This is a genomic window from Acidovorax sp. ST3, from assembly GCF_003231145.1.
Classification (GTDB): Bacteria; Pseudomonadota; Gammaproteobacteria; order Burkholderiales; family Burkholderiaceae_C; genus Acidovorax.
In genome coordinates, this window is the sequence record NZ_QKVP01000002.1 from 24,477 (window position 1) to 48,314 (window position 23,838).

A 23,838-nucleotide genomic window follows, 5' to 3' on the forward strand; every position below is an offset into this window, starting at 1 on the left:
CTGCCGCAAGGCCGCCGCCACGTTCCCGGCTGGCATACCCGTGTGGCGCGGTATGCCAGCCCCTGCCAGGCCTTGCCTGTGTCACACTTGCGCATTCCAGCCCCCCTGACACTGGTGCCCCTCCATGGCCGACCGACCACCTTCCGAGATCGCGCGCGAGACGCTCAAACAACTGGCCGCACGCCGACTGGCCCCCACGCCAGACAACTACCTCGCGATCTACGATGAAATAGCGGGCATCCGCAGCCCGCAGCCGTTCCCGGAAGGGCCGCTGAGCAGCATCCAGCGGGTGCTGCCCGGCCAGACACCCGCGCAAAAGCGCCTGCTGGGACAGTTCGAACGCGCCATCATCACCAAGGACTGGACGTCGCTGCAAAGCGTGATGGTGGGTTATGCCAACCTGGGGCTGCACCCGGCCACGGCGTCCAAACCCATCGAGGTGGCAGATGCCCCCACCGCGCTGGGCGAACTGCCCACCGAGTTTGCCGAGGCCCTGGCCCGCCTGATCGACAACACCCTGCCCGCACTGGGCGACGACGACCCCCGCGTCATCGACATGGCCCAGCAGCTCATCACCTTTCTGCGCGAGCCCGCCCCGCTGGTGACCACCGCGCAGCTCATGCTCGGCAACTTCAGCTACCGCCTGTCGTTTGCCACCGAAGAACAAGCCTCCATCCGCGCGAGCCTGCTGGAGCTGCTGCACATGATCTTCGAGAACATCGCCGTGCTCAGCGTGGACGACCGCTGGCTGCAGGGCCAGGCCGAGGCGCTGATGAGTGCCTCGACCCCACCGCTGACGCTGCGTCGGCTGGATGATGTGCAGCGCCGGCTCAAGGACGTGATCTTCAAGCAGACCGAAGCCAAGGCCCGGTCGCTGGAGGCGCAAGAGCAGATGAAGGAAATGCTGGCCACCTTCATCGAGCGGCTGGCGCGCATCACCGCATCCAGCACCAGCTACCAGGGCACCATGGAGCGTTGCGCCGACCTGATCGGCAAGGCCAGCACCCTGCAGGAGATCGCGCCGGTGCTGCAGGAGGTGATGAGCGCCACCCGCGCCATGGCGCTGGACAGCCGCGTGACGCACGACGAACTGCAAGACCTGCGCGAGCGCACCGAGGCCAAGCGCGCCGAGGTCGCCAAACTGCAGGAAGAGCTGGACCGCGCCAGCGCCCAGGCGCGCCACGACCCGCTGACCGGCAGCCTCAACCGCAAGGGCCTGGACGAGGCGGTGGAACGCGAGATCGCCCGCGCCCGCCGCCTGGGCTCGTCACTGTGCCTGGCACTGCTGGACGTGGACAACTTCAAGACCATCAACGACCGGCTGGGCCATGCCGGGGGCGACGCAGCCCTGGTGCACTTGGCACAGGTCACGCGCGAAGTCATGCGGCCGCAGGACCTGTTGGCCCGCTATGGCGGCGAAGAGTTCGTGATCGTGCTGCCCGACACCACGGTCGAAGCCGGCGTTGCGGCCATGACCCGCTTGCAGCGCGAGCTGACCACGCGCTTCTTCTTGCAAGGCACCGAGAAGGTGCTTATCACCTTCAGCGCGGGCGTGGCCCAGTTGAGTGACAGCGAGAGCGCCACCGACGCCATCGTGCGGGCCGACCAGGCGATGTATCTCGCCAAGCGCTCGGGCAAGAACCGGGTGATGGCGGCTTGAGCAGCTCCCTCTGAGGCGCCACACGCCTCCCGCATCGCACAAGCCATGACTGCACAGCAAAGACGGACATTTCTGCAGCACGCGGCCTTGGCTGCGACTGCTACCACCCTCCCCCGCTGGGCCTGGAGCGCCCCACCCGCGCTGCAAAACAACCCTTTCGCACTGGGCATCGCCAGCGGCGACCCGGCACCTGATGGCGTGGTGCTGTGGACGCGGCTCTTGCTGACCGACCCTGCGCAGATGTTGGCGGCCCACACCGTACGGTGGGAGGTGGCGCAAGACGCAGGCTTTGCCCAGATCGTGCAAAAGGGCGAGTCCCCCGCGCAGCCCGCGCTGGGCCACAGCGTGCATGTGGAGCTGCAAGGCCTGCTACCCGCGCGCTGGTACCACTACCGCTTCATGCTGGGCGACGCAGTAAGCCCTACGGGCCGCACGCGCACCGCGCCTGCGGCGGGCGACCTGCCCGGGGCGCTGCGGGTGGCGTTCGCCTCGTGCCAGCGCTGGGAGCATGGGCACTATGCGGCCTGGCGCCATCTGGCCGCCGACCAGCCGGACCTGGTGCTGTTCCTGGGCGACTACATCTACGAATACGCCACCCCCAAAACAACCACCGACCTGGCGCGCACCCACAGCCTGCGCCACGCCACCACGCTGGCCGACTACCGCGACCGCTACGCCCTGCACAAAAGCGACCCCGCCTTGCAGCTGGCCCATGCCACCTGCCCCTGGGCCGTGACGTGGGACGACCATGAGGTGCAAAACGACTACGCCGCCGATGCAGGCCGCGGCGAGGCTGCGGGCAGCGCCGCCTTTCTGGCCCAGCGCAGCGCGGCGTGGCAGGCGTTCTACGAGAACATGCCCTTGCGCGCGGCCAGCCTCCAGCGCCCCGTACTCGACGCCCGCTGGGATGCGCTGCAAATCTACCGCCGCCTGCGCTGGGGCCGGCTGGCGCACATCCACCTGCTCGACAGCCGCCAGTACCGCAGCTGGCAGGCCTGCCGCACGCCCGACGCCAGCAGTGCACCCGCTGTGCGCCCCGCCGACTGCGCCGAGCTGGCCCAGCCAGAGCGCAGCCTGCTGGGCAGCGCGCAAGAGCGCTGGCTGGACGCAGGCTTGGCCGCTGATGCAGCGAGCGCACAGGCCACGCTCTGGAGCGTGATCGCACAGCAGACGCTGTTCTCGCCGCGCCACTACCCCTCTGGCACTGTGCCCACCGACGCCTGGGACGGCTACCCCGCTGCACGCCAGCGCCTGCTGCAATCGGTGGCCCGGCACACGCCGCGCAACACGGTGCTGCTGGGCGGAGACATCCACCAGAACTACGTCTGCCGCGTGCATGCCGACGCGGCACGCGCCGACTCGGCCGTGGTGGCCAGCGAGTTCTGTGGCACGTCCATCAGTTCGCGGTCGGGCACCACACAGGCCAAGGTGGACGCCATCGTCCGCCACAACCCGCATGTGCTACTGGCACGCTGCGACCAGCGCGGCTACGGCCTGACCGACATCACCCCCGCGCGCTGGGCCACCACGCTGCGCGTGGTGGACGACCCGTTGCGCGCTGACAGCGGCGCATTCACGCTCGCCCGGTTTGTGGTGGAAGACGGCCGCGCGGGGCCCCAGGCGGCCTGAGAGGGCGTGGCGCAAGCCTCCAGGCCCGGGGGCCCCTTGTCACTACGCCGCACCAGGGCTCAGAGATGACCAGAGAACAGCCGCTGACGGTCGGTAACAACTATCTTTTTGATAGCTGCTCAGGCATATTGCACTAGCGCTACCACCACAAAATACCTTCAATCGCTGCGCAAACCCCTCCAGCAGCCCCTGGCACGCCCTCGCAGGCTGCAGCAAGGCCCCTTACCATGGCCGCTTCGCTGCTTGCACCCACAGGAGACCCGCATGTCCCCCACTGCCCTGCCTGCCACGCCGCCCCTGCGCCGCCCGTTCAGTCACAACCTGCTGGCCCCTGCGGCCCTTGCCACCCTGGTGGCCCTGGCGGGCTGCGCCAGCGCTCCCTCCCAGTTCGCCTACACCGTGCCCCCCCAGCCCGAGGGCTCGTCCGGCTACACCGAAAAGCCGGGCTGGGCCACCGAGAAGTTCGCCGTGGCCGCTGCTAACCCGCTGGCCACCGACGCGGGCTACCAGATCCTCAAGGCTGGCGGCTCGGCCGTCGACGCGGCCATCGCCGTGCAGATGGTGCTGACGCTGGTGGAGCCCCAGTCCAGCGGCATCGGTGGCGGCGCCTTTCTGCTGCACAGCAACGGCAAGGTGGTAGAGGCCTACGACGGCCGCGAGACCGCGCCCGCTGCTGCCGATGAAAAACTCTTCCTGGGCGCCGACGGCAAACCCGTGCCGTTCTACGATGGCGTGGTGGGCGGCCGCTCGGTGGGCGTGCCCGGCACCGTGCGCATGCTGGAGATGGCGCACAAGCAGCACGGCAAGCTGCCCTGGGCCACGCTGTTCCAGCCCGCCATCACCTTGGCCGAAGGCGGCTTCAAGGTCAGCGCGCGGCTCAACACCCTGGTCAAGGCCGACGCCCACCTCAAGAAGGACCCAGTGGCCGCCGCCTACTTCTACAAGGCCGATGGCGACGCACGCGATGTGGGCGTGAACCTGCGCAACCCCGAGCTGGCCGCCGTGCTGCGCCGCATCGCCGCCGAAGGCAGCAAGGCCCTGCACGAAGGCGAGATCGCCCAGGCCATCGTCGACAAGGTGCAAAAACACCCCACCAACCCCGGCAAGCTCAGCCTGGCCGACCTGGCTGGCTACCAGCCCAAGAAGCGCGATGCGCTGTGCCACGACTACCAGGTGGCCAGCAAGGACTACCGTGTGTGCGGCTTTCCGCCACCCAGCTCCGGGGCCATCGCCATCGGGCAGATCCTGGGCATCCTGAAGAACACCGACGCCGCCGCCAAGCCCCTGCAGGACGGCCTGCCCAGCGCGGACTGGCTGCACCTCTACACCGAGGCCGCCCGCCTGGCCTTTGCCGACCGCGCCCAGTACGTGGCCGACCCCGACTTTGTGCAGCCCCCCGCCGGCAGCTGGACCAGCCTGCTCGCGCCCGCCTACCTGGCCGACCGCGCCAAGCTCATCGGCACGCAGAGCATGAAGGTCGCCCAGCCCGGCAACCCCGGCGCTGTCAAGACGGGCTTTGCACCCATGCCCGACCAGCCCGAGTACGGCACCAGCCACATCAGCATCGTCGATGCCTTTGGCAACGCGGTGGCCATGACCACCACCATCGAAGACCAGTTCGGTGCGCGGCAAATGGTGAAGGGCTTCCTGCTGAACAACGAACTCACCGACTTCAGCTTTGCCCCCACCGACGCGCAAGGCCAGCCCATTGCCAACCGCGTGCAGCCCGGCAAGCGCCCCCGCTCCTCCATGTCGCCCACGCTGGTGTTCGACAAGGCCACGGGCGAGCTGCTGATGAGCGGCGGCAGCCCTGGCGGCGCGGCCATCATCCACTACACGGCCAAGACGCTGTATGGCGTGCTCAACTGGGGCCTGATGCCCCAGCAGGCCATCAACCTGCCCAACTTCGGCTCGATGAACGGCCCCACGCTGCTGGAAGAAAAGCGCTTCCCGCCCGCCACGGTCGAAGCCCTGCGCGCCCGGGGCGCCGAGGTGCGTGAGATGAATATGACCAGCGGCCTGCAAGCCATCACGCGCGGCCAGGCTCATGGCAAGAAGCTGTGGATGGGGGGCGCGGACCCACGGCGTGAGGGTGTGGTGATGGGCGACTAAAGGCCGCCCTGCTCGGCGTACAAAGGGGCTACACGCCGAGGGCGTTGCCGCCTGGGCGGGCATGGCGTGCGCCAAGGACAGACCCGGCTACATTCTTGCCCCATGGATCTCCGAAGCCTGCGCTACTTCATCGCCGTGGTCGAGGCCGGCAGCCTCTCGCGGGCGGCTGGCAGCCTGTACATAGCCCAGCCGGCACTCACCGCCCAGATCAAGAAGCTGGAGTCAGAGCTGGGCGCGCAATTGCTGGAGCGCTCGCACATCGGCGTCACCCCAACACAGGCCGGGGTGCAGCTGTACCAGGATGCTAGGCGCCTGCTGAGCGACGCGTCTGCAATGCGCGAACGCATTCAGCGTCTGCCGCAGGGGCCGGAGGGCTCGATCACGATCGCCCTGCCTTTTCTGCTGGCGTCCCTGCTCATGGGTCCGTTGCTCGCGCACCTGAAAGACACCCACCCGCGCATTCGCGTTTTTGTGCTCGATGACCTCAGCCTGATGGTCAAAAAGGCCATGCTGGATCGGCGAGCGGAGATCGGGATCCTGGTGGACACGCACCAGGCCGAAGGCCTGGTGTGCCAACCCTTCGCCCGGGAATCCATGTACTTCTGCGGGCAGGACTCCAGCGGCTCGGTGCGAGCGCTGCTTCAGCCTCCGCCCGCGTACGGGCAAGCACCGACGCCAGCCACGCGCCCTGACATCGACTTTGCCGCCGCAGCCGCGCAACCGCTGGTATTGCAATCACGCCGGTTCTCCATCCGCCAGCAGGTGGAAGACGCGGCGACGCGGCGCGGTACGGCGTTGAACGTTGCGCATGAGCACGACTCGGCCCGCGTGATCCGCTCGCTCTACGCCTGCGGCGCAGGCTTTACCTTCACCCCCGCCTGCGCCTTGAGCGACACGCCCTCCTTGGGGTCCGATTGGCTGGTGGCGCGGGTGATCAACCCGGAGATGATCCGCACCTACACCCTGGCAACCTCCCCGGAGCGCGACCGGGACTCCGGCACTGACGCCGTAATGCAAGCGGTGTTGCAGGCACTGGCCGCTGTGGCCCAACGCCTGGTGCTCACGGGCCGATGGGACGCGGAGATCGTCCAAACTGCAACACCTCCATGATCCAGCCCGGCGTGCACCTGTACGACCAAGAAGGCCCAACCCTCAAACCCTCACCCCAGCGCTATGGCACGGCCCTGCCGGCAGCGGATCGGCTCGACCACACCATCAAGAAATCCGAAGATGAGTTCCACCGGCTACCTCCAAACCATGCCGCTTGACCCGAACCACCGTATGCGGCGCCTTTGCCAGGGCGCCGTTTTGGCACTGGCCACCTGCACAGCGTTCGTGCAGGCGCAAACCACCCTGCCCACCCCCGCCTCCGTGCGCTTGCAAAACCCTTCAGCAGGGTACGCGCCCGTCCAGCTGCTTCCGGACGGCGTTGAACTTGGCATGGGCGTAGACGCCTTGCGCCAAGCCTTGCCTGGCATCGCGCACGTGCCACGGCCACAACGTCTGTCCGGCGGGCTGGTCGGCCAATGGCGTCTGGCCCCGGTCGTCGTCGCAGGTCTGGAAGGGGCGCAGACCTTCTTTTTTGCGGGTCGCGAACTACGGCGGGTGGAGTTCGTTGCGGATGCCAGCGAACTGGCAGACGGCGGCGCTGCTGCCTATGGAGAACTGCTCCAGTTCGGGCGCGGCAGTTATGGCCCCGAAGCGGCCGCCAACGACCCCAGCGGCAGCTACGCGGCATGGACGCGCGGCGATCTGGAGGTCTATGCCCAGCGCGTTCCCGCCCCCCGGCCCACTGTTCGATGGGTCGTCAAGCGCGGTGAGGGCAAGGACGCCAGTGAGCTCTGAAAGAAGCTCCCGGAGCGCGTCGACAACCTGCCTGCGTGCCAACCATCAATTCAATTGATGACTATCGATCAGCAATCCGTATTTCCCTGATACCCCTGTCTTCTGGAACAGTCCGGCCAAGCCCCCGCCACACAGGGGGTTGCACTCCAGGAGACGACCATCACCACCACCCCGCCCCCCCACAGCTGCTCCCATCGCCGCCCCGTCGCCAACGTGGGCGCCCTTGTTGCGCGCAGCGCCCGTGCCCATGCCCGCCGCATGGCGGTCAAGAGCCTTGCGCGCAGCATCACTTATGCCGATCTGGAGCAGCGCTCGAACCGCCTGGCCAACGCCTTGTTGGGCCTGGGCCTGCAGCGCGGTGACCGCGTGGGCATCTACCTGCCCAACTGTGTCGAGGTGGTCGAGATCGAGATCGCCTGCTACAAGGCCGGGCTGATCAAGGCGCCGTTCAACTCCCGGCTCTCGCCCACCGAGGTCGGCGCCATTGCCGCCAACAGCGGCGCGGCGCTGATCGTAACCACCACCGAACGCGCCGAGACCATCCGCCCGCACGTGGCGCAAAGCATGCCCGACGCCATGCCCCAGCTGCTGCTGACCGACGATGCGGGCCCCGCAGGGTATGAATCGGCAATGGCCCGGGCCAGCGACACGTTCACCCCGGTGGCCGTGTTCGAGGACGAAGTCGCCGTGCTGCACTACACCTCGGGCTCGTCCGGCGTGCTCAAGGCGGCCATGCAGACCTTCGGCAACCGCCTTGCGCAGCTGCGCAAGTTCCTCACCCGCTCGGACGGGCAGCAGCCCGGCCACATCCTGGGGCTGGTAGGCCCGATCACCCACGCATCGGGCATGCAGATGGTGCCGGCGCTGTGCCAGGGGGTCACGATCCGCCTGTTCAACGGCTTCGAGCCCCCGCGCTTCATCGCCGACATGCGGGCCGACCGCGTGACCCACACCTTCATGGTGCCCACCATGATCAACATGCTGCTGGCCGAGCTGGAGGGCCAGTACCGCCCCCTGCCCGACCTGCTGCGCCTGGGCTACGGCGCCGCCCCCATGGCGCCCGCGCGCATCCTGCAGGCCATGGACGTGTTCGGCCCCATCCTGCAGCAAGGCTATGGCGCGGGCGAGACAACCTCGGGCGTGTGCGGCCTGTCGGTGGAGGACCACCTGTTTGCCCGCGCGGCGCGGCCCGAGCGGCTGGCCTCGTGCGGGCGCCCGTTTCTGGAATGCGATGTGCAGATCCTGGGCGACGACGGCCAGCCCGTGGCCACCGGCGAGATCGGCGAGATCGTGGTGCGCGGCGACGACATCTTTGCGGGCTACTGGCGCGCGCCCGAGCTGACGGCCGAGGTGCTGAAGGACGGTGCCTACCACACGGGCGACCTGGCGCGCATGGACGATGAGGGCTATGTCTACATCGTGGACCGCAAGAAGGACATGGTGATCAGCGGCGGGTTCAACGTGTACCCGTCGGAGGTCGAGGCCGTGCTGTACCAGCACGACGCCATTGCCGATGCCTGCGTATTTGCCGTGCCCGATGACAAGTGGGGCGAGGCCGTGGCCGCGCACGTGGTGCTCAAGCCCGGCCGTGCGGCCGGTGCCGACACCACCGCTGCGATCGACGCGTTCTGCGCCCAGCACCTGGGCGGTTTCAAGCGGCCCCGGCGCATCGAATTCGTCACCACCCTGCCCAAGAACCCCAACGGCAAGGTGATGCGCCGTGCCGTGCAGGCCCCGTACTGGGAAGGGCGTGGGCGGATGGTGAACTAGGTACATCCCCCTGAGGCGCTGCGAGCCTTCCCCCTTCCCCCTTCCCCCTTCTCTTGCATCGCTGCGCGCTGCGGGAAGGAGGACGACGCCCTCGCGGCGGGGCTGCCCTTGCTCGGCGTCTCTCGCCTGGGCCTGCGCCAGTTTCCAGAGCCCGCTGTCACAGCCAACGACAAGGAATCCAGACATGAACAATGACATCACATCCGCCCTTCCCGCGCCGCTGTTTCCCAGCATGCCTTTTGAAGGCTCGCCCCAGGCGGCCGAGCTGATTGCGCGCATCAACGAGTTTCTGTACGGCGAGCTGGCGGCGCTGGCGCGCGAGCATGGCATCGACCACGAGCATGCGCCCGACAAGGCCTTGCTGCAGCTGGTATGGAAGCGTTCGCATGCGCTGGGCTTTTACGGCATGACGCTGCCGCAGAAGATGGGCGGCCTGGGCCTGTCCACGCTGGACCATGTGCTGGTCAAGGAAGCCATCTACGCCAGCGGCTCGCCGTTCGCCCCCCATGTATTCGGCGAGTTGAGTGGCCCGCCACGCGTGGGCGCGCTGGCGCGCATGGCCACGCCGCACCAGATGCAGCAGTTCATCCTGCCGGTGGCGCATGCCGAGGTGGCTATCTGCTTCGCGCTGACCGAGGCTGAAGCCGGCTCGGACGCCGGCAACGTGCAGACGCGCGCCGTGCGCGATGGCGACAACTACGTCATCACGGGCACCAAGCGCTTCATCTCGGGCTCGCCGTTTGCCGACTACGCAGTGCTGATGGCGTCCACCGCCACACACGACGACCCCGACCCGAAAAAGCGCGAGGTCACGGCGTTCTTTGTGGACCTGCATGCGCCCGGCGTGCGCGTGGAGTCGGGCTACAAGACCATGGCCGGCCAGACGAGCACGGGCAACATCGTGCTGGAGGGTACGCGCGTGCCCGCCGCCAATCTGATCGGTGAGGCCGGGCGCGGCCTGGCGTTGGCGCTGGGCCGCATCAGCGTGAACCGTCTGCTGCACTGCCCGGCCATGCTGGGCCTGGCGCAGGTGGCCCTGCGCGATGCGCGCGACTACGCGCAGCAGCGCCACCAGTTCGGCCGCGCCATCGGGCAGTTCCAGGCCATCCAGCACATGCTGGCGGACATGGCGACCGACTGGGCCGCAGCACGCGGGCTGATGCTGGCCACGGCCCGCGCGATTGATGCAGGCGCCGAGCCGCGTGCGGAGTCGTCCATGGCCAAACTGTTCTGCTCGGAGGCCGCCTTTCGCATCGCCGACCGCGCGGTGCAGATCCATGGCGGCGAGGGCATCGTGCAAGGTCGGCGCGTGGAGTTCCTGTTCCGCATGCTGCGCATGTACCGCGTGCTCACCGGCACCAGCGAAATCCAGCGCAACACCATCGCGAAAGAACTCATGGCATCACCCTGAGCGGCTGCGCCGCCCACAGCGCGCCACAACAACCCTCACAGAAAATGACAAGGAGACAAGACATGACCCATCAACCCATCCTCCCGTTGCGTCGCCGCATACTGCTTGCTGCGAGCCTGCTGCCACTGCTGGCCAGTACATCCGCCATGGCCGCCGAGCCGTGGCCCGCACGCCCCATCAAGTGGGTGGTGCCCTACCTCGCCGGCACGGGCCCTGACACCACTGCCCGCATCGTGGCCGAGGCCGTGTCGAAGGAGCTGGGCCAGCCCGTGGTCATCGAAAACAAGGGCGGCGCAGGCGGGAACCTGGGCGCGCGTCAGGCGGCAAAGGCGGCGCCCGACGGCTACACCTGGGTCTACGCCGGGTCGCCCATGGCGGCCAGTATGCGCATGTACAAACAACCGGGCTACGACGTCCTCAAGGACTTTCGCCATGTGATCGGACTCACCAGTTCGGACACGGTGGTCATCGTCCACGCGCAAAGCGACATCCGCAGCCTGGCCGACCTGCTGGCGCGCATGCGTGCGCAGCCCGGCAAGCTCGACTACGCCTCGGGCGGGGTCGGCACGCCCTCGCACCTGGGAGTGGAGATGATGCTCAGCGTCAGCCAGGCCCAAGCCACACATGTGCCGTACAAGGGTGCGTCGGAAATCGTCAATGCGGTGCTCGGCCAGCAGGTGGCATTTGGCGCGCCCATCACTGCCGTTGCTTACTCGAACATCATGGCGGGCAAGCTGCGCGCACTGGCTGTGACCGGGCCCGCGCGCAACCCCAAGCTGCCCAGTGTGCCCACGCTGGCCGAGGCTGGCCTGCCCGGGGTGGAGCTAACCTCCTGGGGCGGCGTCTCCGTGCCCACCGGCACGCCCGATGCCGTCGTATCCCGCGTGCGTGCCGCGTTCGAGGCCGCCCTGCGCCAGCCCGCCGTGGTGAGCGCGCTCGAAGAGCAAGGCGGGATGGTCAACCCGCAAGACGGCGAGACCTTCACACGGGCCTTCGGCAAGGAAATCGGCTTCACCGAAGCCATGATGAAACGCATCAGGCTGGAGCCGATGTGACGGCGCGAACGGGTGACCGGGCCCGCGCGCACGGGCCCTACCCGTCCAGGACAGGCAACGCATTACTTCAATTTTGATAGCTGCCAGCGAATATAAATTGTGCGCTTCAGGCCTTTTTATCTCAAAAAGATTTCCCCCTATGCGAAACATCCCGCTGCTTGCAGCACTGGCCTTGCCACTCGTAGTCGGCCTGGTACCTGCAGCATTTGCCCAGGTGACCGACGTCCGGCAGGACGCAACCGCCGCTACGCGTGCGCGCCAGACCGCATCCCTGGGCACGCTGGACGTGAATGCGTCCGCCAGCTTCGAGGACGCTCGCCGGGGCCTGATCGCCACACCCAGCGGCCAGGTGCGCAACGCCCAGGGCCAGGTGGTGTGGGACTTCGACGCGCTGCGGTTTGCGCAGGGCGAGGCGCCGCCCACCGTCCACCCCAGCCTGTGGCGCCAGGCGCGCCTGAACCAGACACCCGGCCTGTACCAGGTGCGCGATGGCATCTGGCAGCTGCGCGGGTTCGACCTGGCCAACCTCACGCTCATACAAGGCCGCACGGGCTGGATCGTGGTGGACCCGCTCACCACGCAAGAGACGGCGGCCGCCGCCCTCGCCTTCGCGCGCCAGCACCTGGGCGCACAGCCGGTCTCGGGCCTGGTGTTCACGCACAGCCATGTGGACCACTTCGGCGGCGCATTGGGCGTGCTGACCGCGCAGGACGCCAAGGCACGCAGCGTGCCCATCGTGGCGCCCGCGGGCTTCATGGAGGAGGCCACCAGCGAGAACGTGCTGCTCGGCCCCGCCATGTCGCGCCGAGCGGGCTTCATGTATGGCAGCCAGTTGCCACGCGATGCGCGTGGCGTGGTGGACAACGGCCTGGGCATGGCCGTGGCGGTCGGGCGCATCGGCATCCTGCCGCCCACGGTGCTCGTCGACCAGCCCACACAGGCGCTCGACATTGATGGCGTGCGCTTCGTGTTTCACAACGTACCAGGCTCCGAAGCCCCGGCCGAGATGGTGTTCGAGCTGCCCGACCTGCGCGCGTTCGGTGCGGCAGAGCTGGTCTCGCAGACGCTGCACAACCTCTACACCCTGCGCGGCGCCAAGGTGCGCGATGCGCTGGCGTGGTCGCGCTACATCGACAGCGCCATTGCGCATGCCAGTCGTGCGGATGTGGTCTTCCTGCAGCACGGCTGGCCCGTGTGGGGCCGCGAGCGCATCGACACCTTCTTGACCACGCAACGGGACACCTACCGCTACCTGCATGACCAGACGGTGCGCCTGCTGAACGCCGGGCTAACGCCCGGCGAGATCGCCGAGGCCGTGCAACTGCCCTCTACGCTGGCAGCGCAGTGGGCATCGCGCGGGTACTACGGCACCGTCAAGCACAACGTGCGCGCGGTGGCGCAGTTCTACCTGGGCTGGTTCGACGCGCACCCCGCCACGCTCGACCCCCTGCCGCCTGTGGAGGCCGCGCGCCGCTACGTGGCCCTGGCGGGCGGCGTGGATGCTGCGGTGGCGGCCGCGCGCCAAGCATTTGACGCGGGCGACTACCGCTGGGCGGCCGAGCTATTGCGCCATGTGCTGCTGGCCAATGGCGCCCACGCTGCCGCGCGGGACCTCATGGCGCGCAGCTTTGAGCAGATGGGCTACGCCGCTGAATCCGCGCCCTGGCGCAACTTCTACCTGACCGGCGCGCAGGAACTGCGGTATGGCACTGCACAGCGCAACGCTTCAGGCCCGCGCGCTGCGGTGGCCGACATGCTGATGCAGACACCCATCCCGCAGTTCCTCGATGCCATGGCCGCCTCGCTCAACGGCCCGCGCGCGGACGGCGTGCGCCTGGCCGTGGCACTGCGCTTTACCGACACCGAAGAAAACCATGGTCTGTGGATTGAGAACGCGGTGCTGCACCACCGCCCGGGCACACCGCCCTGGCCCGCAGACGCCACGCTGTTGCTCACCAAACCCGCCTTCCTGCGCCTGATGAACGGCCAGGCCACACCGCAGGAGCTGGCCGGCTCTGGCGCGCTGCGCATGGAAGGCGATGGGCAGGCCCTGCGGCAGCTGATGGGCATGCTGGACAAGCCGGTGCGTGATTTTCCGATCATGACGCGGTGATTTGAATGAAACAGGCCGCTAGCGCCAATATATAAAACGCTCAACGCTCCCCAATGGGGAGCAAAACACCAGAGCCATCCCTCGATGGCTGGCTGCTCATCAGCCCGGCGGACCTGCAACACCCCCATCAGCCAGCGGGCTCAACACAGTGTCGATGTTGAAGCGGTTCTTGCCCGCCTGCTTAGCCGCATACATTGCAGCATCGGCCTGGGCCAGCAGCGCATCGGCGTCGGCGCCATGGCGCGGGTAAAGCGCCGCGCCCACACTGGCCGAGATGTGGGCGACAGCCCCTTCCAGCAAAAACGGCTGCTCCATCGCCAACAGCACCTTGCTGGCCACGACCTCGCAATGGTCTGCCCGTTCGATGGTGGCCAGCACGATGCCGAACTCGTCGCCGCCCAGGCGCGCCACGGTGTCTTCGGCGCGCACGCAGTCTTCCAGCCGCCGTGCCACCTGCTGCAGCAGCAGGTCGCCCGCTGCATGGCCCCACTGGTCGTTGACGGACTTGAACCCGTCCAGGTCCACATAGAGCACAGCAGCGTGCCGCCCGTGGCGCCGGGCCGTTTCGAGCACACGCGCCAGGCGGTCGTGGAACATCACGCGGTTGGACAGGCCCGTGAGCGCGTCGTGCAGCACATCGTGCGACAGGCGCATCTCCAGCTCCTTGCGCGCGCTGATGTCCTGCGTCACCACCACCAGAAAGTCCGGGTGACCCTGGGCGTCCTTGACGAGGCCCAGCGCTTCGTACACCCACAACAGGCCGCCGTCCTTGCGCCGGTAGGCCTTTTCCATCTCGGGGGAGAACACGGGCGAGTGCGCCACCAGGCGCCGCGCCAGAAAGCGGCGCAGGGCTTCACGCTCGCCCTCGTCGCTCAGCGCAAACAGGTCGCGCTGGCGCAGCTCCTCCAGCGAATAGCCCAGCATGCGGCAGAACTTGTCGTTGGCACGCAGGATACGGCCTTCGGGCGTGATGTGGGCGATGCCGGTGGCCGCCTGGTGGAAGGTGGCGCGGAACAGGCCCTCGCTCGACGCCAGTGCATCGGCCACGGCCCGCTGGCGCGCCAGCACCACAATGAGCAGTGCGCCAAAACACAGCAGCGCCACACTGGCACCCGCCGCCAGGGCCAGATATTCAATACGTCGCTGCATCACCGGCGCCAGCACCTCGTCGGAGGCCGAGCCCACCGTCACCATCAGCGGGTACCCCGCCATGCTGCGGTAGCTGAGGATGCGCGGCACACCGTCCACCGCGCCTGCGTCATCGATCAGTTCGCCTTCGGGGTCCTGCGCGCGTTGCTGAAACCAGGGCAGCCCCCGCGCATCGGCGCCAAAGCTGATTTGGCCCCCGGCCTTGCGGCCGCGCACCACGCCGTCCAGCCCTGTCAGCTCCAGCAGCCCCTGTGCGCCCAGGTCGGCCTGGCGGTAAAAGTCGGTGAAGTTCGTCGGGTCCACCGACATCACCACCACACCACCAAAGCGGCCTCCCTCGCTCACGATGCGCAGCGCCATCGGAATGCGCCACTGCCCTGACACACGGCCCAACACAGGCTCGCTCACAAACAGGTCATCGCGATCACTGGCACGCAGCGCCTTGAAAAAGGCGCGGTCGCTGTAGTTGACGGCCCCGGTCTCCTGGCTGCTGCTGACGATGTCGCCCTGGCCGTTGACCACGCTGATGATGGTGAACATGGGCTCGCGGATCACCCCCCGCTCCACCCAGTCACGCAGGTCGATGTCGGTGCCCTGCTGCAGGTACTGCTCGCGCACAAAGGCGGCGACCTGCTCGGCCGCCTTGAGGGTGCGGAACACCTGCTGCTCGAAGGCAATCGCCAAGTTGGCGTTGGACTGCATGGCCGAGGCCACAGCTTGCTCGCGCTCGAACGCCACGCGCTGCAGTGTGACCAGCCAGAAGCCCGCGATGGCCACCATGCAGCCCAGCGCTATCGCCAAGCTCAGCGGCGTGGCCAGGCGATAGCGGCGGCGCGAGGCCCCGGCCCCAAGACGGTCGTCCGCGTCCGGCGGCCGCGTGGTGTCATCTTTTTGGTGCATGCCCCTCCCAATGTAGCGGGGCATGTGCGACAAGTCGACAACAGGATGGCCACCGGCGGGCGCTCCTGCAAATTCAGCGGGAGAACCTAGCCCAGCCGCGCCAGCACATTGGGCAGGCTGGCCACCAGCATCGCCACGCCCGACAGGGTCAACATGCCCAGCACGATCTGCCGGAACCGTGCGTCGCTGATGCCGTGGTACAGCCGCGCGCCCAGCAGCACCGGCACCAGCATGGCGGGCACCACGATGGCCAGCAGCGGCAGCGCCTCGCGGATGACCAGGCCGGTGGCCAGGTAGGTGATGAAGGTCACCAGCAGCATGGCCAGGTTGAAGTTCTGGATGATGGCGCGCTGCACGTCCTTGTCCAGCCCGCGCAGTGTGCACCACAGGGTGGGCAGCACGCCGGTGAAGCCGCCCAGCCCGCCCATCACGCCGCCGGCCATGCCCACCAGCGCATCGGCCACGCGGCCGCCTCGCGTGATGCGGGGCAGATTCTTGGCCATCAGCATCAACGGGCACCACAGCACCAGCAGCGTGCCCAGGATGACCTTGAACGCGTCCATGTCCAGCCGGGGCAATACGGCCACGCCAATGGGGATGCCCACCAGGCCACCCAGCACAAAGGGCAGCAGGCGCACCCGGTCAAACCCCCGGCGCACCGTGGCCGCCGCCACCAGCTGGCCGGTGAGCGCGCCGCACACGGCCAGCAGCGCGGCCAGGCGGGGCTCCAGCGTCCAGGCCCAGAACGACATGGCCACCATGCCAAAACCAAAGCCCGACAGGCCCTGCACAAACCCGGCGGCCACTGCACCCAGGGCCACGATCAACAGCACGGAATCCATGTCTCCCCCCTCACTGGGTGTGAACGTGCGCGGGGGCTTGCTTCACGCCCCACGGAGCTCCACGCTCCTCACGCATCTGCGCGTTCGGCCCGTGAGTCCATGAAGCGCGAGCCCTGCGCATCCAGCCGCCATTGTGTGCGCTGGCAGCAGGGGCAACGCTGTGGCGGCGAGTCGCAGCGCCCGTTCAATACAACGTGGCCTGCTGGCGCGCTGGCAGTTCGCGGTCGTAGGTCACACCGTCAAACGCACCTTGCGTGATGGACGCCAGGATGGCGCCCGGGGTGGGCACGGGGCGTGGGGTGCCGGGCGGCACGACATCCCACAGGCGCGAGCGCTGGATGGCGCGGGCGCACTGGAAGTACACCGCCTGCACATCCACCACGATCACGCATTTGGGGGGCTGGCCGTTGACCACAAACCGCGCCAGCAGGTCGGGCGCGACGCTGATGCGGGCATGGCCGTTGACGCGCAGCGTCTCGCCCACGCCGGGGATGAGGAACAGCAGCGCCACGCGCGGGTCGGCCACGATGTTGCGCAGGCTGTCGGCACGGTTGTTGCCACGGCGCTCAGGCAGCAGCAGGGTCTTATCGTCCAGCAGTTGCACAAAGCCGACCGGGTCGCCGCGCGGCGAGGCGTCCAGCCCGCCGGGGCCGGTGGTGGCCAGCACGGCAAAGGGCGACGCCGCGATCATGGCGCGGTAGGCGGGGTGCACATACGGCAGCTCTTTGTGGACGGAGGCATCGCTCAGCGGGCCCAGCAGGGCCTCCAGGCGTGGCAGGGTGTCGATGGCGTGCTCGTCGTGGGCGGGGTTCATGGGGGCGGCTTCCTTCGGGTGGGGTGGCAAGGGAGCGGCCATGGTGCAGCAGGCCTGCCGGGCTGACAAACGACTTTGCCGCCGGTGATGCGTGCGGAAAACGCACGCATCATCGTCGCGAATAACTGACTGCGATTGCGCCGCCGCAGGACCGAGCGAGCAGCGGCACCAGAAGCGGCGCGCATCCGGCCTGCGGGCCAGACACGCGCCGCTACGCCCTTTAACGCGCCGGGCGCAGCTTGACGCCGGGGAAATCCACCGGCACGCCCAGTGCCACATTCACATAGTTCGTGAACAGGTTGAGCGCCACATGGGCCACGATCTCGACGATCTGCTCGTCGTTCACGCCCTGGTCGCGCAGGGCCTGCACATCGGCCGCATCGACCTGGCCGCGTTCGTTGACCAGCTGCAGCACAAAGCGCAGGACGGCGGCAGTGCGCGGGTCGGCTGACTCCCCCGCCTGCGCGGCGGCCAGGGCCTCGCCACTCACGCCCGCCTTGCGGCCGAGGGCCGTGTGGGCGGCCAGGCAGTAGTCGCAGGCATTGCGGTTGGCCACGGCCACGGCGATCTGCTCACCCATGGCAGCGCCGATCACGCCGCCGCCCAACGCACCAAACGCGCCCCACATGCTTTGCAGCGCGGCGGGCGAATTGGCCACGGCGCGGAACATATTGGGCGTGGCGCCAAAGGCACCGTGGACCTGGTCGAGCACGGCGCGCACAGTGCCGGTGGCGGCGGTACGGTCAACGAGGGGGACGCGGGCGATGGAGGAAGAAGTAGCGGACATGGTGTGTTCCTTGAAGGTCATGAAGGTGATTGAGAACTTGTGCCTGTTCTCGGCACCCCTGCAGTGTCCGGTGCCAACGCGTACCATTTGGCACATAAAATCCATAATTCATACCAAATCATCCAAAACCATGCCAAAACCCGTCACCATACCCGCGCAGGCTTCCACCCCGCTCGACCGGTTGTCGCCGCTGCTGGAGCGGTTTCGGGTGCGGGCGCACCTGTTCCACAACGGGCCGCTGTGCGGCGTGACGCACTTTGCGGCGGCGCCGGGCCGGGGCTTTTTGCATGTGCTGCGCCGGGGCGAGATGGTGGTTACGCACCAGCCCCAGGCGGGCCCGCCCGAGCGGCTTCAGGTGTGCGAGCCCAGCCTGTTGTTCTATGCCCGGCCGCTGGAGCACTTTTTTCACAACGCGCCCACCGAGGGCTCGGACTTCACCTGCGCCGCGCTGGACTTTGACGGTGGTGCCAGCCACCCGCTGGCCCGCGCCCTGCCCCCGCTGGTGGTGCTGCCGCTGGGCGCGGTGGACGGGCTGGAGCAGTCACTGGACTTGCTGTTTGCCGAAACCGACCGCCTGCGCTGCGGCCACCGCGTGCTGGCCGACCGGCTGTTTGAAGTGGTGCTGCTGCAGTTGCTGCGCTGGCTGCTGGACCACCCGCTGCAGGCGCAGATGCCGCCGGGCCTGCTGACGGGCCTGGCCGACCCGCAACTGTCGCGCACCCTCACGGCCCTGCACGAGGCACCCGGCGAGCTGTGGAGCCTGGCGCAGATGGCGCATCAGGCGGGCATGTCGCGCAGCGCGTTTGCCGCGCGCTTCAAGGCGGTGGTGGGGGACACGCCCGCCGACTACCTGGCGCACTGGCGGCTGACGCTGGCGCAGGCGCACCTGCGTGCGGGCCGGTCGCTCAAATCCATCGCCCACGAACTGGGCTATTCCAACCCCTCGGCTCTGTCGCGCGTGTTTGCGCAAAAGCTGGGGATGTCAGCGCGGGACTGGCGCGAGGCGGTGGACGAAGGGCGCTGACACGCGGCCCTGGCAGCGCCGCCGGGGCGCCCAGGAGCCCCGGGCACTGGTTTTCAAGCCAAAAGCGGTGGATGCGCTAGTGGAATATGCGCAAGCAGCTATAAATTACATAGCAAATAGCCATCCACCGCGCGCGCCCCCTCCACGAGGCGCGTCACGCCCCCTCAGACGTTGATGGCCGCTGCCGACCCGGCCTGCTTGCGCAGCTCGAACTTCTGGATCTTGCCGGTGCTGGTCTTGGGCAGCTCGCCAAACACCACGGCGCGCGGCACCTTGAAGCCCGCCAGGTGCTTCTTGCAGTGCGCAACGATGTCTTCGGGCGTGGTCTGCGCGCCGGCCTTCAGCTCGACAAAGGCGCAAGGCGTCTCGCCCCACTTGGGGTCGGGCTTGGCCACCACCGCGGCGGCTAACACGTCGGGGTGGCGGTAGAGCACGTCTTCCACCTCGATGGACGAGATGTTCTCGCCACCCGAGATGATGATGTCCTTGCTGCGGTCCTTGATCTTGATGTAGCCGTCGGGGTACTGCACCGCCAGGTCGCCGCTGTGGAACCAGCCGCCCGCAAAGGCTTCGTCGGTGGCTTTGGGGTTCTTCAGGTAGCCCTTCATGGCGATGTTGCCCTTGAACATGATCTCGCCCATGGTTTCGCCGTCCTGCGGCACGGGCAGCATGGTCTCGGGGTCGAGCACGCGCACGTCGCGCTCCAGGTGGTAGCGCACGCCCTGGCGGGCGTTGAGGCGGGCGCGCTCGCCAATGTCGAGCGAGTCCCAGGCCTCGTGCTTGGCGCACACGGTGGCGGGGCCGTACACCTCGGTCAGGCCGTACACATGGGTCAAATCGAAGCCCATCTTTTCCATGCCTTCGATCATCGAGGCCGGTGGCGCAGCGCCTGCCACCATGGCCTTGACGCCTGCGGGTACGCCCGCCTTCATCGCGTCTGGCGCGTTGACCAGCAGGCCGTGCACGATGGGCGCGCCGCAGTAGTGCGTAACGCCGTGGTGGCGGATGGCGTCGAAGATGGCCTGCGCGTCCACGCGGCGCAGGCACACGTTGACGCCCGCACGCGCTGCGATGGTCCACGGAAAGCACCAGCCGTTGCAGTGGAACATGGGCAGCGTCCACAGGTACACCGCGTGCTTGGGCATGTCCCACTCCAGCACGTTGCTGATGGCGTTGGTGGCGGCCCCCCGGTGGTGGTAGACCACGCCCTTGGGGTTGCCGGTGGTGCCGCTGGTGTAGTTCAGCGCAATCGCATCCCACTCGTCGGCGGGCAGGCTCCAGACAAAGGCCGCGTCGCCGCTGGCCACAAAGGCTTCGTAGTCGGTGCCGCCCAGGCTTTGCACGGCGGGGCCGTAGAGGGCGTCCTGCACCTCGATCACGCGGATGGACGTGGTGGCGGTGCGCAGGGCCAGCGCTTTGGCCATGGTGCCGCTGAATTCCGGGTCCACGATCACGGCCTTGGCCTCGCCGTGGTCCAGCATGAAGGCGATGGCCTCCGGGTCCAGCCGGGTGTTGAGGGTGTTGAGCACGGCGCCCGCCATGGGCACGCCAAAGTGCGCCTCCACCATCGGGGGCGTGTTGGGCAGCATCACGGCCACGGTGTCGTTCTTGCCGATGCCCGCCTGGGTCAGTGCGCTGGCCAGCTGGCGGCAGCGCGCGTAGGTCTGGGCCCAGGTCTGGCGCAGCGCGCCGTGCACGATGGCCAGACGTTCGGGGTAGACCTCGGCCGTGCGTTCGATGAACGACAGGGGCGACAGGGCGGCAAAGTTGGCTTCGTTGCGGGGCAGGTGCTGGTCAAAGATGGAGGTCATGGGTCGGTGCAAGAAGGTGAACTACACACAGCCTAGCGCCGCAGGCTGACACGAAAGCAACACGGGCCGGCGCGTGGGCAAGGTGGGTAGCAGCGCGCAGCCTCACAACCTGCGCTTGTGGCCTTGCTTGATGCGGTACATGGCCGCGTCGGCACTGGCCATGAGTGTGCGCGCATCCTGCGCGTCGCGGGGAAACAGGCTCAGGCCGATGCTGGCGCGCACAGCCAGCGGCTCGCCGTCAATGTCTAGCGGCGGCTCGAACGCATGCTGCAGCTTGGTCACGATCTGCAGCGCAGCCTCTTCGGAATCCACGTTTTCGCACAGCACCGTGAACTCGTCCCCGGCCAGTCGGGCGACGGTGTCCACCTGCCGCACAGCGCCGACGATGGTACGGGCCACGGCCTGCAGTACCAGGTCGCCCACGGCGTGGCCGCGCGTGTCGTTGATGGCCTTGAAGTCGTCCAGGTCCACAAACAGCAGGGCGCAGCTGCGGCCGCTGCGGCGCGACAGCTCCAGCACCTGGCCCAGACGCTGCTCGAACATGCGGCGGTTGGGCAGGCCGGTGAGCGCGTCGTGGTGCGCCAGGTGGGCCATGGCGTCGCGGCTCAGGTTCAGCTCGGCCAGCTGGCGGCTGATCTGCCGCTCCATGTCCTGGAAGCTACGGGCCAGCTCGCCCACCTCGTCGCCCCGGTGCACCGGCAGCGCGCCGTGGGATTCCCCTCGCGAAAACGCCTGCGCCGCCTTCACCATGGCCTGCAGCGGCTGGGTCACCAGGCGCGACACCCCGGCCGCCAGGGCCACGCCCACCACGCTGAGCACCAGCAGGATCTTGAGGATGCTGCGCCCCAGGTCCAGCACCTCGCCCTGCACCACGGCCAGCGGCTGCGAGAGCCCCACCACCATGAAGCGCCCCTCTTCCGCGTTACCAAAGGGCATGCGCACAAAGGCGAACACACGCGCCTCTTCGTCGTCGGTGCCGGGCTGGCTCAGCACCGCCTCTTCGGCGCGGCCATCGACCAGCGCGGCCACCTGCGGGAACGACTCCTGGATCAGGATGCGCTGCCCCCGGTCAAAGCCGAAGGTCTGCGTGGCGTCCGGGTGCACTAAAAAGTCGCCCCAGCGGTTGCTCAGATAAAACCCGTAGGGGGTGGGCAGCGCGGCATTGAAGTTGTGCAGGAACGGCGCCGCCGCCACCCGCACCACCACCACGCCCCGCAGCTGGCCCGCCTGCACCACGGGCGACGCCACGTTGAACACGGGCAAGGCCGCCTCCTGCGCGGCGTCTTCGTGGTTGATGCCGAACTCGGACACGTACACCTCGCCATCGGGCAGGCTGAGGGCCTCGAACACGAACGGAAAGTGCGACTTCTCCTGCAGCTGGTCATCAGGCACGCGCACCAGCTTGTCGCCCTGGCGGTCGATGCGCACCAGCTCCAGCCCGTAGTCGCTGGCGCTGATGTAGCGGATCTGCAAATACGCGGGATGGGCCTGCAGGTTGGCCTTGAACAGGTCGGCCAGCCGCCCCTGGTCTTGTTCGACGGCTGCGGCGTCGGCCAGAAAGGCCGTGTCGCGCGCCACCGTGCCAAAACCCGCCTGCATGTGGCGCGCCAGCACTTGCGTGGTGGCCAGCAGCGAGCGCTCGGCCCGCCCCTGCAGGCGTTCGCGGCTCGAGTCAAAGGTGTAATAGCCCGCCAGAATGGCCGCGAACACGCTGAACGAGGCCAGCAAGGCCCCCAACCTCAGCGCGATGCTCCATTTCACGCGTGCCATCGGTCAGAACCGGTTGGGTCGGTCGCCCGACACGATGCGTTGCCACAGGCGGGCGCGCAGGGCTTCGTCTTCCACCGGCTCCAGCCACACGATGGGGCCCATGGTCCCCCCGGGCACATCGCCCGCCAGCGCTGGTGGCTCGTCCAGGGTGTTGGCCAGCCCTTGGCGCCGCGTGAACTCGCGGCTCACGGCCGGGTCGAGCATGTAGTTGATCCACTCGGCAGCCAGCGCCACCTGGGTGGAGCGGCGGGTGATGGCCCAGCAGTCCAGCCAGGCCAGCGCGCCCTCCTTGGGCACCACATAGCCCACGTCCAGCCCCGCATCGCGCAGTTGCTTGAGCTGCTGCTGGCCGTAGTTGGCATGCATCACCGCCACCTTGTGCTTGCGAAACAGCTCCACCGACTCCTCCGGCAGGCTGTAGAACGACCGCACGTTGCGCCGCAGTGCGACCAGGTCCTTGGCCAAGGGGCTGAAGCGGTCGGGTTCGATGCGAAACGGCGGCAGACCCCGGCGCATGGCGGCCAGCGAAAAACCGTGGCTGCTGCCGTCAAACGCCAGCACCTTGCCCTGCCAGCGCGGGTCCCACAGCACGGCGATCGACTGCGGGGGCGTACTGAACTGCTGGCGGTCGTACACCAGCCCCATCTCGGAGTAGGTGAAGGGCATGGCATAGACCTCGCCCCGCCAGCCAATGCCCGAGATGGTGTGCAGCTGGCGAAACCGGGGCAGCTGCCCCGCAGTGTTGCGGATGTTGCCCAGCGGCAACGGTGCCAGCTTGTCATGCAAGATCAGCCGCGCAATTTCGGCCGTATTGGCAGCCACCAGGTCAAACCCCGGCCCCTCGGTGCTCTCCATCTTGGCGCGCAAGACATCGTCCGACGCCACGGTGGTGATCTCGACCTTGACCCCATGGCGCTTCTCAAACACCGCCACAAAGTCCGGGTCGGCATACCCCGGCCAGGCCAGCACCCGCAGCACCGCCTCGGCCCGTGCAGCCCCCGGCAGTAGCAGCGCGAGCCCCGCCAGGGCCAGCAGACAGGCGGGCAGGCTGGCGCACCACCTGTGCAGCGCCCCACCCCACCACGCCCGCCCCCGTGCCGCGAACCCCATGCCAAAAGCCTTTCCAGCAATAACTGGTTACAAAGA

The 23,838-nt window shown here is 68.1% G+C and carries 18 protein-coding genes; 11 read left to right on the plus strand and 7 right to left on the minus strand.

The genetic code is table 11. The features are described 5' to 3' along the window. The first annotated feature begins 124 nt into the window (after positions 1–124). From DNK89_RS05110 to DNK89_RS05150, 10 genes are all read left to right on the plus strand, one after another. A complete protein-coding gene (locus tag DNK89_RS05110; RefSeq protein WP_110959226.1) occupies positions 125–1,660 on the plus strand; it encodes a diguanylate cyclase in 1,536 nt (511 codons plus the stop codon). 45 nt (positions 1,661–1,705) lie between these two features. Further along, the gene (locus DNK89_RS05115; RefSeq protein WP_110959227.1) at positions 1,706–3,289 is read left to right on the plus strand and encodes an alkaline phosphatase; all 1,584 of its coding nucleotides are present in this window, start codon (positions 1,706–1,708) and stop codon (positions 3,287–3,289) included. 264 nt (positions 3,290–3,553) lie between these two features. After that, positions 3,554–5,401 (plus strand): gamma-glutamyltransferase family protein, encoded by a 1,848-nt coding sequence (locus DNK89_RS05120; protein WP_203422204.1) that lies wholly within the window; start codon positions 3,554–3,556, stop codon positions 5,399–5,401. A 102-nt stretch (positions 5,402–5,503) separates the two neighbouring features. After that, on the plus strand, positions 5,504–6,511 hold the full coding sequence (locus DNK89_RS05125) for a LysR substrate-binding domain-containing protein (protein WP_110959228.1): 1,008 nt from the start codon (positions 5,504–5,506) through the stop codon (positions 6,509–6,511). Beyond that, positions 6,508–6,669, plus strand: coding sequence for a hypothetical protein (locus DNK89_RS24540; protein WP_203422205.1), 162 nt, complete (start codon positions 6,508–6,510; stop codon positions 6,667–6,669). Before DNK89_RS05125 ends, DNK89_RS24540 begins: the two co-directional genes overlap by 4 nt. Then, positions 6,632–7,246: a hypothetical protein gene (locus DNK89_RS05130; protein ID WP_238990704.1), complete on the plus strand. Its 615-nt coding sequence runs from the start codon at positions 6,632–6,634 to the stop codon at positions 7,244–7,246. Before DNK89_RS24540 ends, DNK89_RS05130 begins: the two co-directional genes overlap by 38 nt. A 159-nt stretch (positions 7,247–7,405) precedes the next feature. After that, positions 7,406–9,016 (plus strand): AMP-binding protein, encoded by a 1,611-nt coding sequence (locus DNK89_RS05135; RefSeq protein WP_110959229.1) that lies wholly within the window; start codon positions 7,406–7,408, stop codon positions 9,014–9,016. 184 nt (positions 9,017–9,200) lie between these two features. Next, the gene (locus DNK89_RS05140; protein WP_110959230.1) at positions 9,201–10,427 is read left to right on the plus strand and encodes an acyl-CoA dehydrogenase family protein; all 1,227 of its coding nucleotides are present in this window, start codon (positions 9,201–9,203) and stop codon (positions 10,425–10,427) included. Between the two features lie 62 nt (positions 10,428–10,489). Further along, positions 10,490–11,482, plus strand: a complete 993-nt coding sequence (locus DNK89_RS05145) for a tripartite tricarboxylate transporter substrate binding protein (RefSeq protein WP_110959231.1) — start codon at positions 10,490–10,492, stop codon at positions 11,480–11,482. A gap of 139 nt (positions 11,483–11,621) precedes the next feature. Further along, the gene (locus tag DNK89_RS05150) at positions 11,622–13,595 is read left to right on the plus strand and encodes an alkyl/aryl-sulfatase (RefSeq protein ID WP_110959232.1); all 1,974 of its coding nucleotides are present in this window, start codon (positions 11,622–11,624) and stop codon (positions 13,593–13,595) included. 99 nt (positions 13,596–13,694) lie between these two features. Here DNK89_RS05150 and DNK89_RS05155 read toward each other — a convergent pair whose 3' ends face one another. From DNK89_RS05155 to DNK89_RS05170, 4 genes are all read right to left on the minus strand, one after another. Further along, positions 13,695–15,644, minus strand: coding sequence for a diguanylate cyclase domain-containing protein (locus DNK89_RS05155; protein ID WP_110959233.1), 1,950 nt, complete (start codon positions 15,642–15,644; stop codon positions 13,695–13,697). 86 nt (positions 15,645–15,730) lie between these two features. After that, on the minus strand, positions 15,731–16,486 hold the full coding sequence (locus tag DNK89_RS05160) for a sulfite exporter TauE/SafE family protein (protein ID WP_110959234.1): 756 nt from the start codon (positions 16,484–16,486) through the stop codon (positions 15,731–15,733). Between the two features lie 184 nt (positions 16,487–16,670). After that, positions 16,671–17,300 carry a pyridoxamine 5'-phosphate oxidase family protein gene (locus tag DNK89_RS05165; protein WP_110959235.1) on the minus strand — a complete coding sequence of 210 codons (630 nt, stop codon included), beginning with the start codon at positions 17,298–17,300 and terminating at the stop codon, positions 16,671–16,673. 220 nt (positions 17,301–17,520) lie between these two features. Continuing rightward, a complete protein-coding gene (locus tag DNK89_RS05170) occupies positions 17,521–18,066 on the minus strand; it encodes a carboxymuconolactone decarboxylase family protein (RefSeq protein ID WP_110959803.1) in 546 nt (181 codons plus the stop codon). A gap of 151 nt (positions 18,067–18,217) precedes the next feature. On the opposite strand from DNK89_RS05170, the gene DNK89_RS05175 reads away from it, so the two are divergent. Further along, a complete protein-coding gene (locus DNK89_RS05175) occupies positions 18,218–19,111 on the plus strand; it encodes an AraC family transcriptional regulator (RefSeq protein ID WP_110959236.1) in 894 nt (297 codons plus the stop codon). A 164-nt stretch (positions 19,112–19,275) separates the two neighbouring features. Here the strand turns inward: DNK89_RS05175 and DNK89_RS05180 are convergent, their stop codons facing one another. The 3 genes from DNK89_RS05180 to DNK89_RS05190 form a co-directional block, all read right to left on the minus strand. Then, positions 19,276–20,922, minus strand: coding sequence for an acyl-CoA synthetase (locus tag DNK89_RS05180; protein ID WP_110959237.1), 1,647 nt, complete (start codon positions 20,920–20,922; stop codon positions 19,276–19,278). Positions 20,923–21,024: 102 nt separating this feature from the next. Then, positions 21,025–22,692, minus strand: a complete 1,668-nt coding sequence (locus DNK89_RS05185; protein ID WP_238990705.1) for a GGDEF domain-containing protein — start codon at positions 22,690–22,692, stop codon at positions 21,025–21,027. A gap of 3 nt (positions 22,693–22,695) precedes the next feature. Further along, positions 22,696–23,802, minus strand: coding sequence for a PotD/PotF family extracellular solute-binding protein (locus tag DNK89_RS05190; RefSeq protein WP_238990706.1), 1,107 nt, complete (start codon positions 23,800–23,802; stop codon positions 22,696–22,698). Between the last annotated feature and the right edge of the window lie 36 nt (positions 23,803–23,838).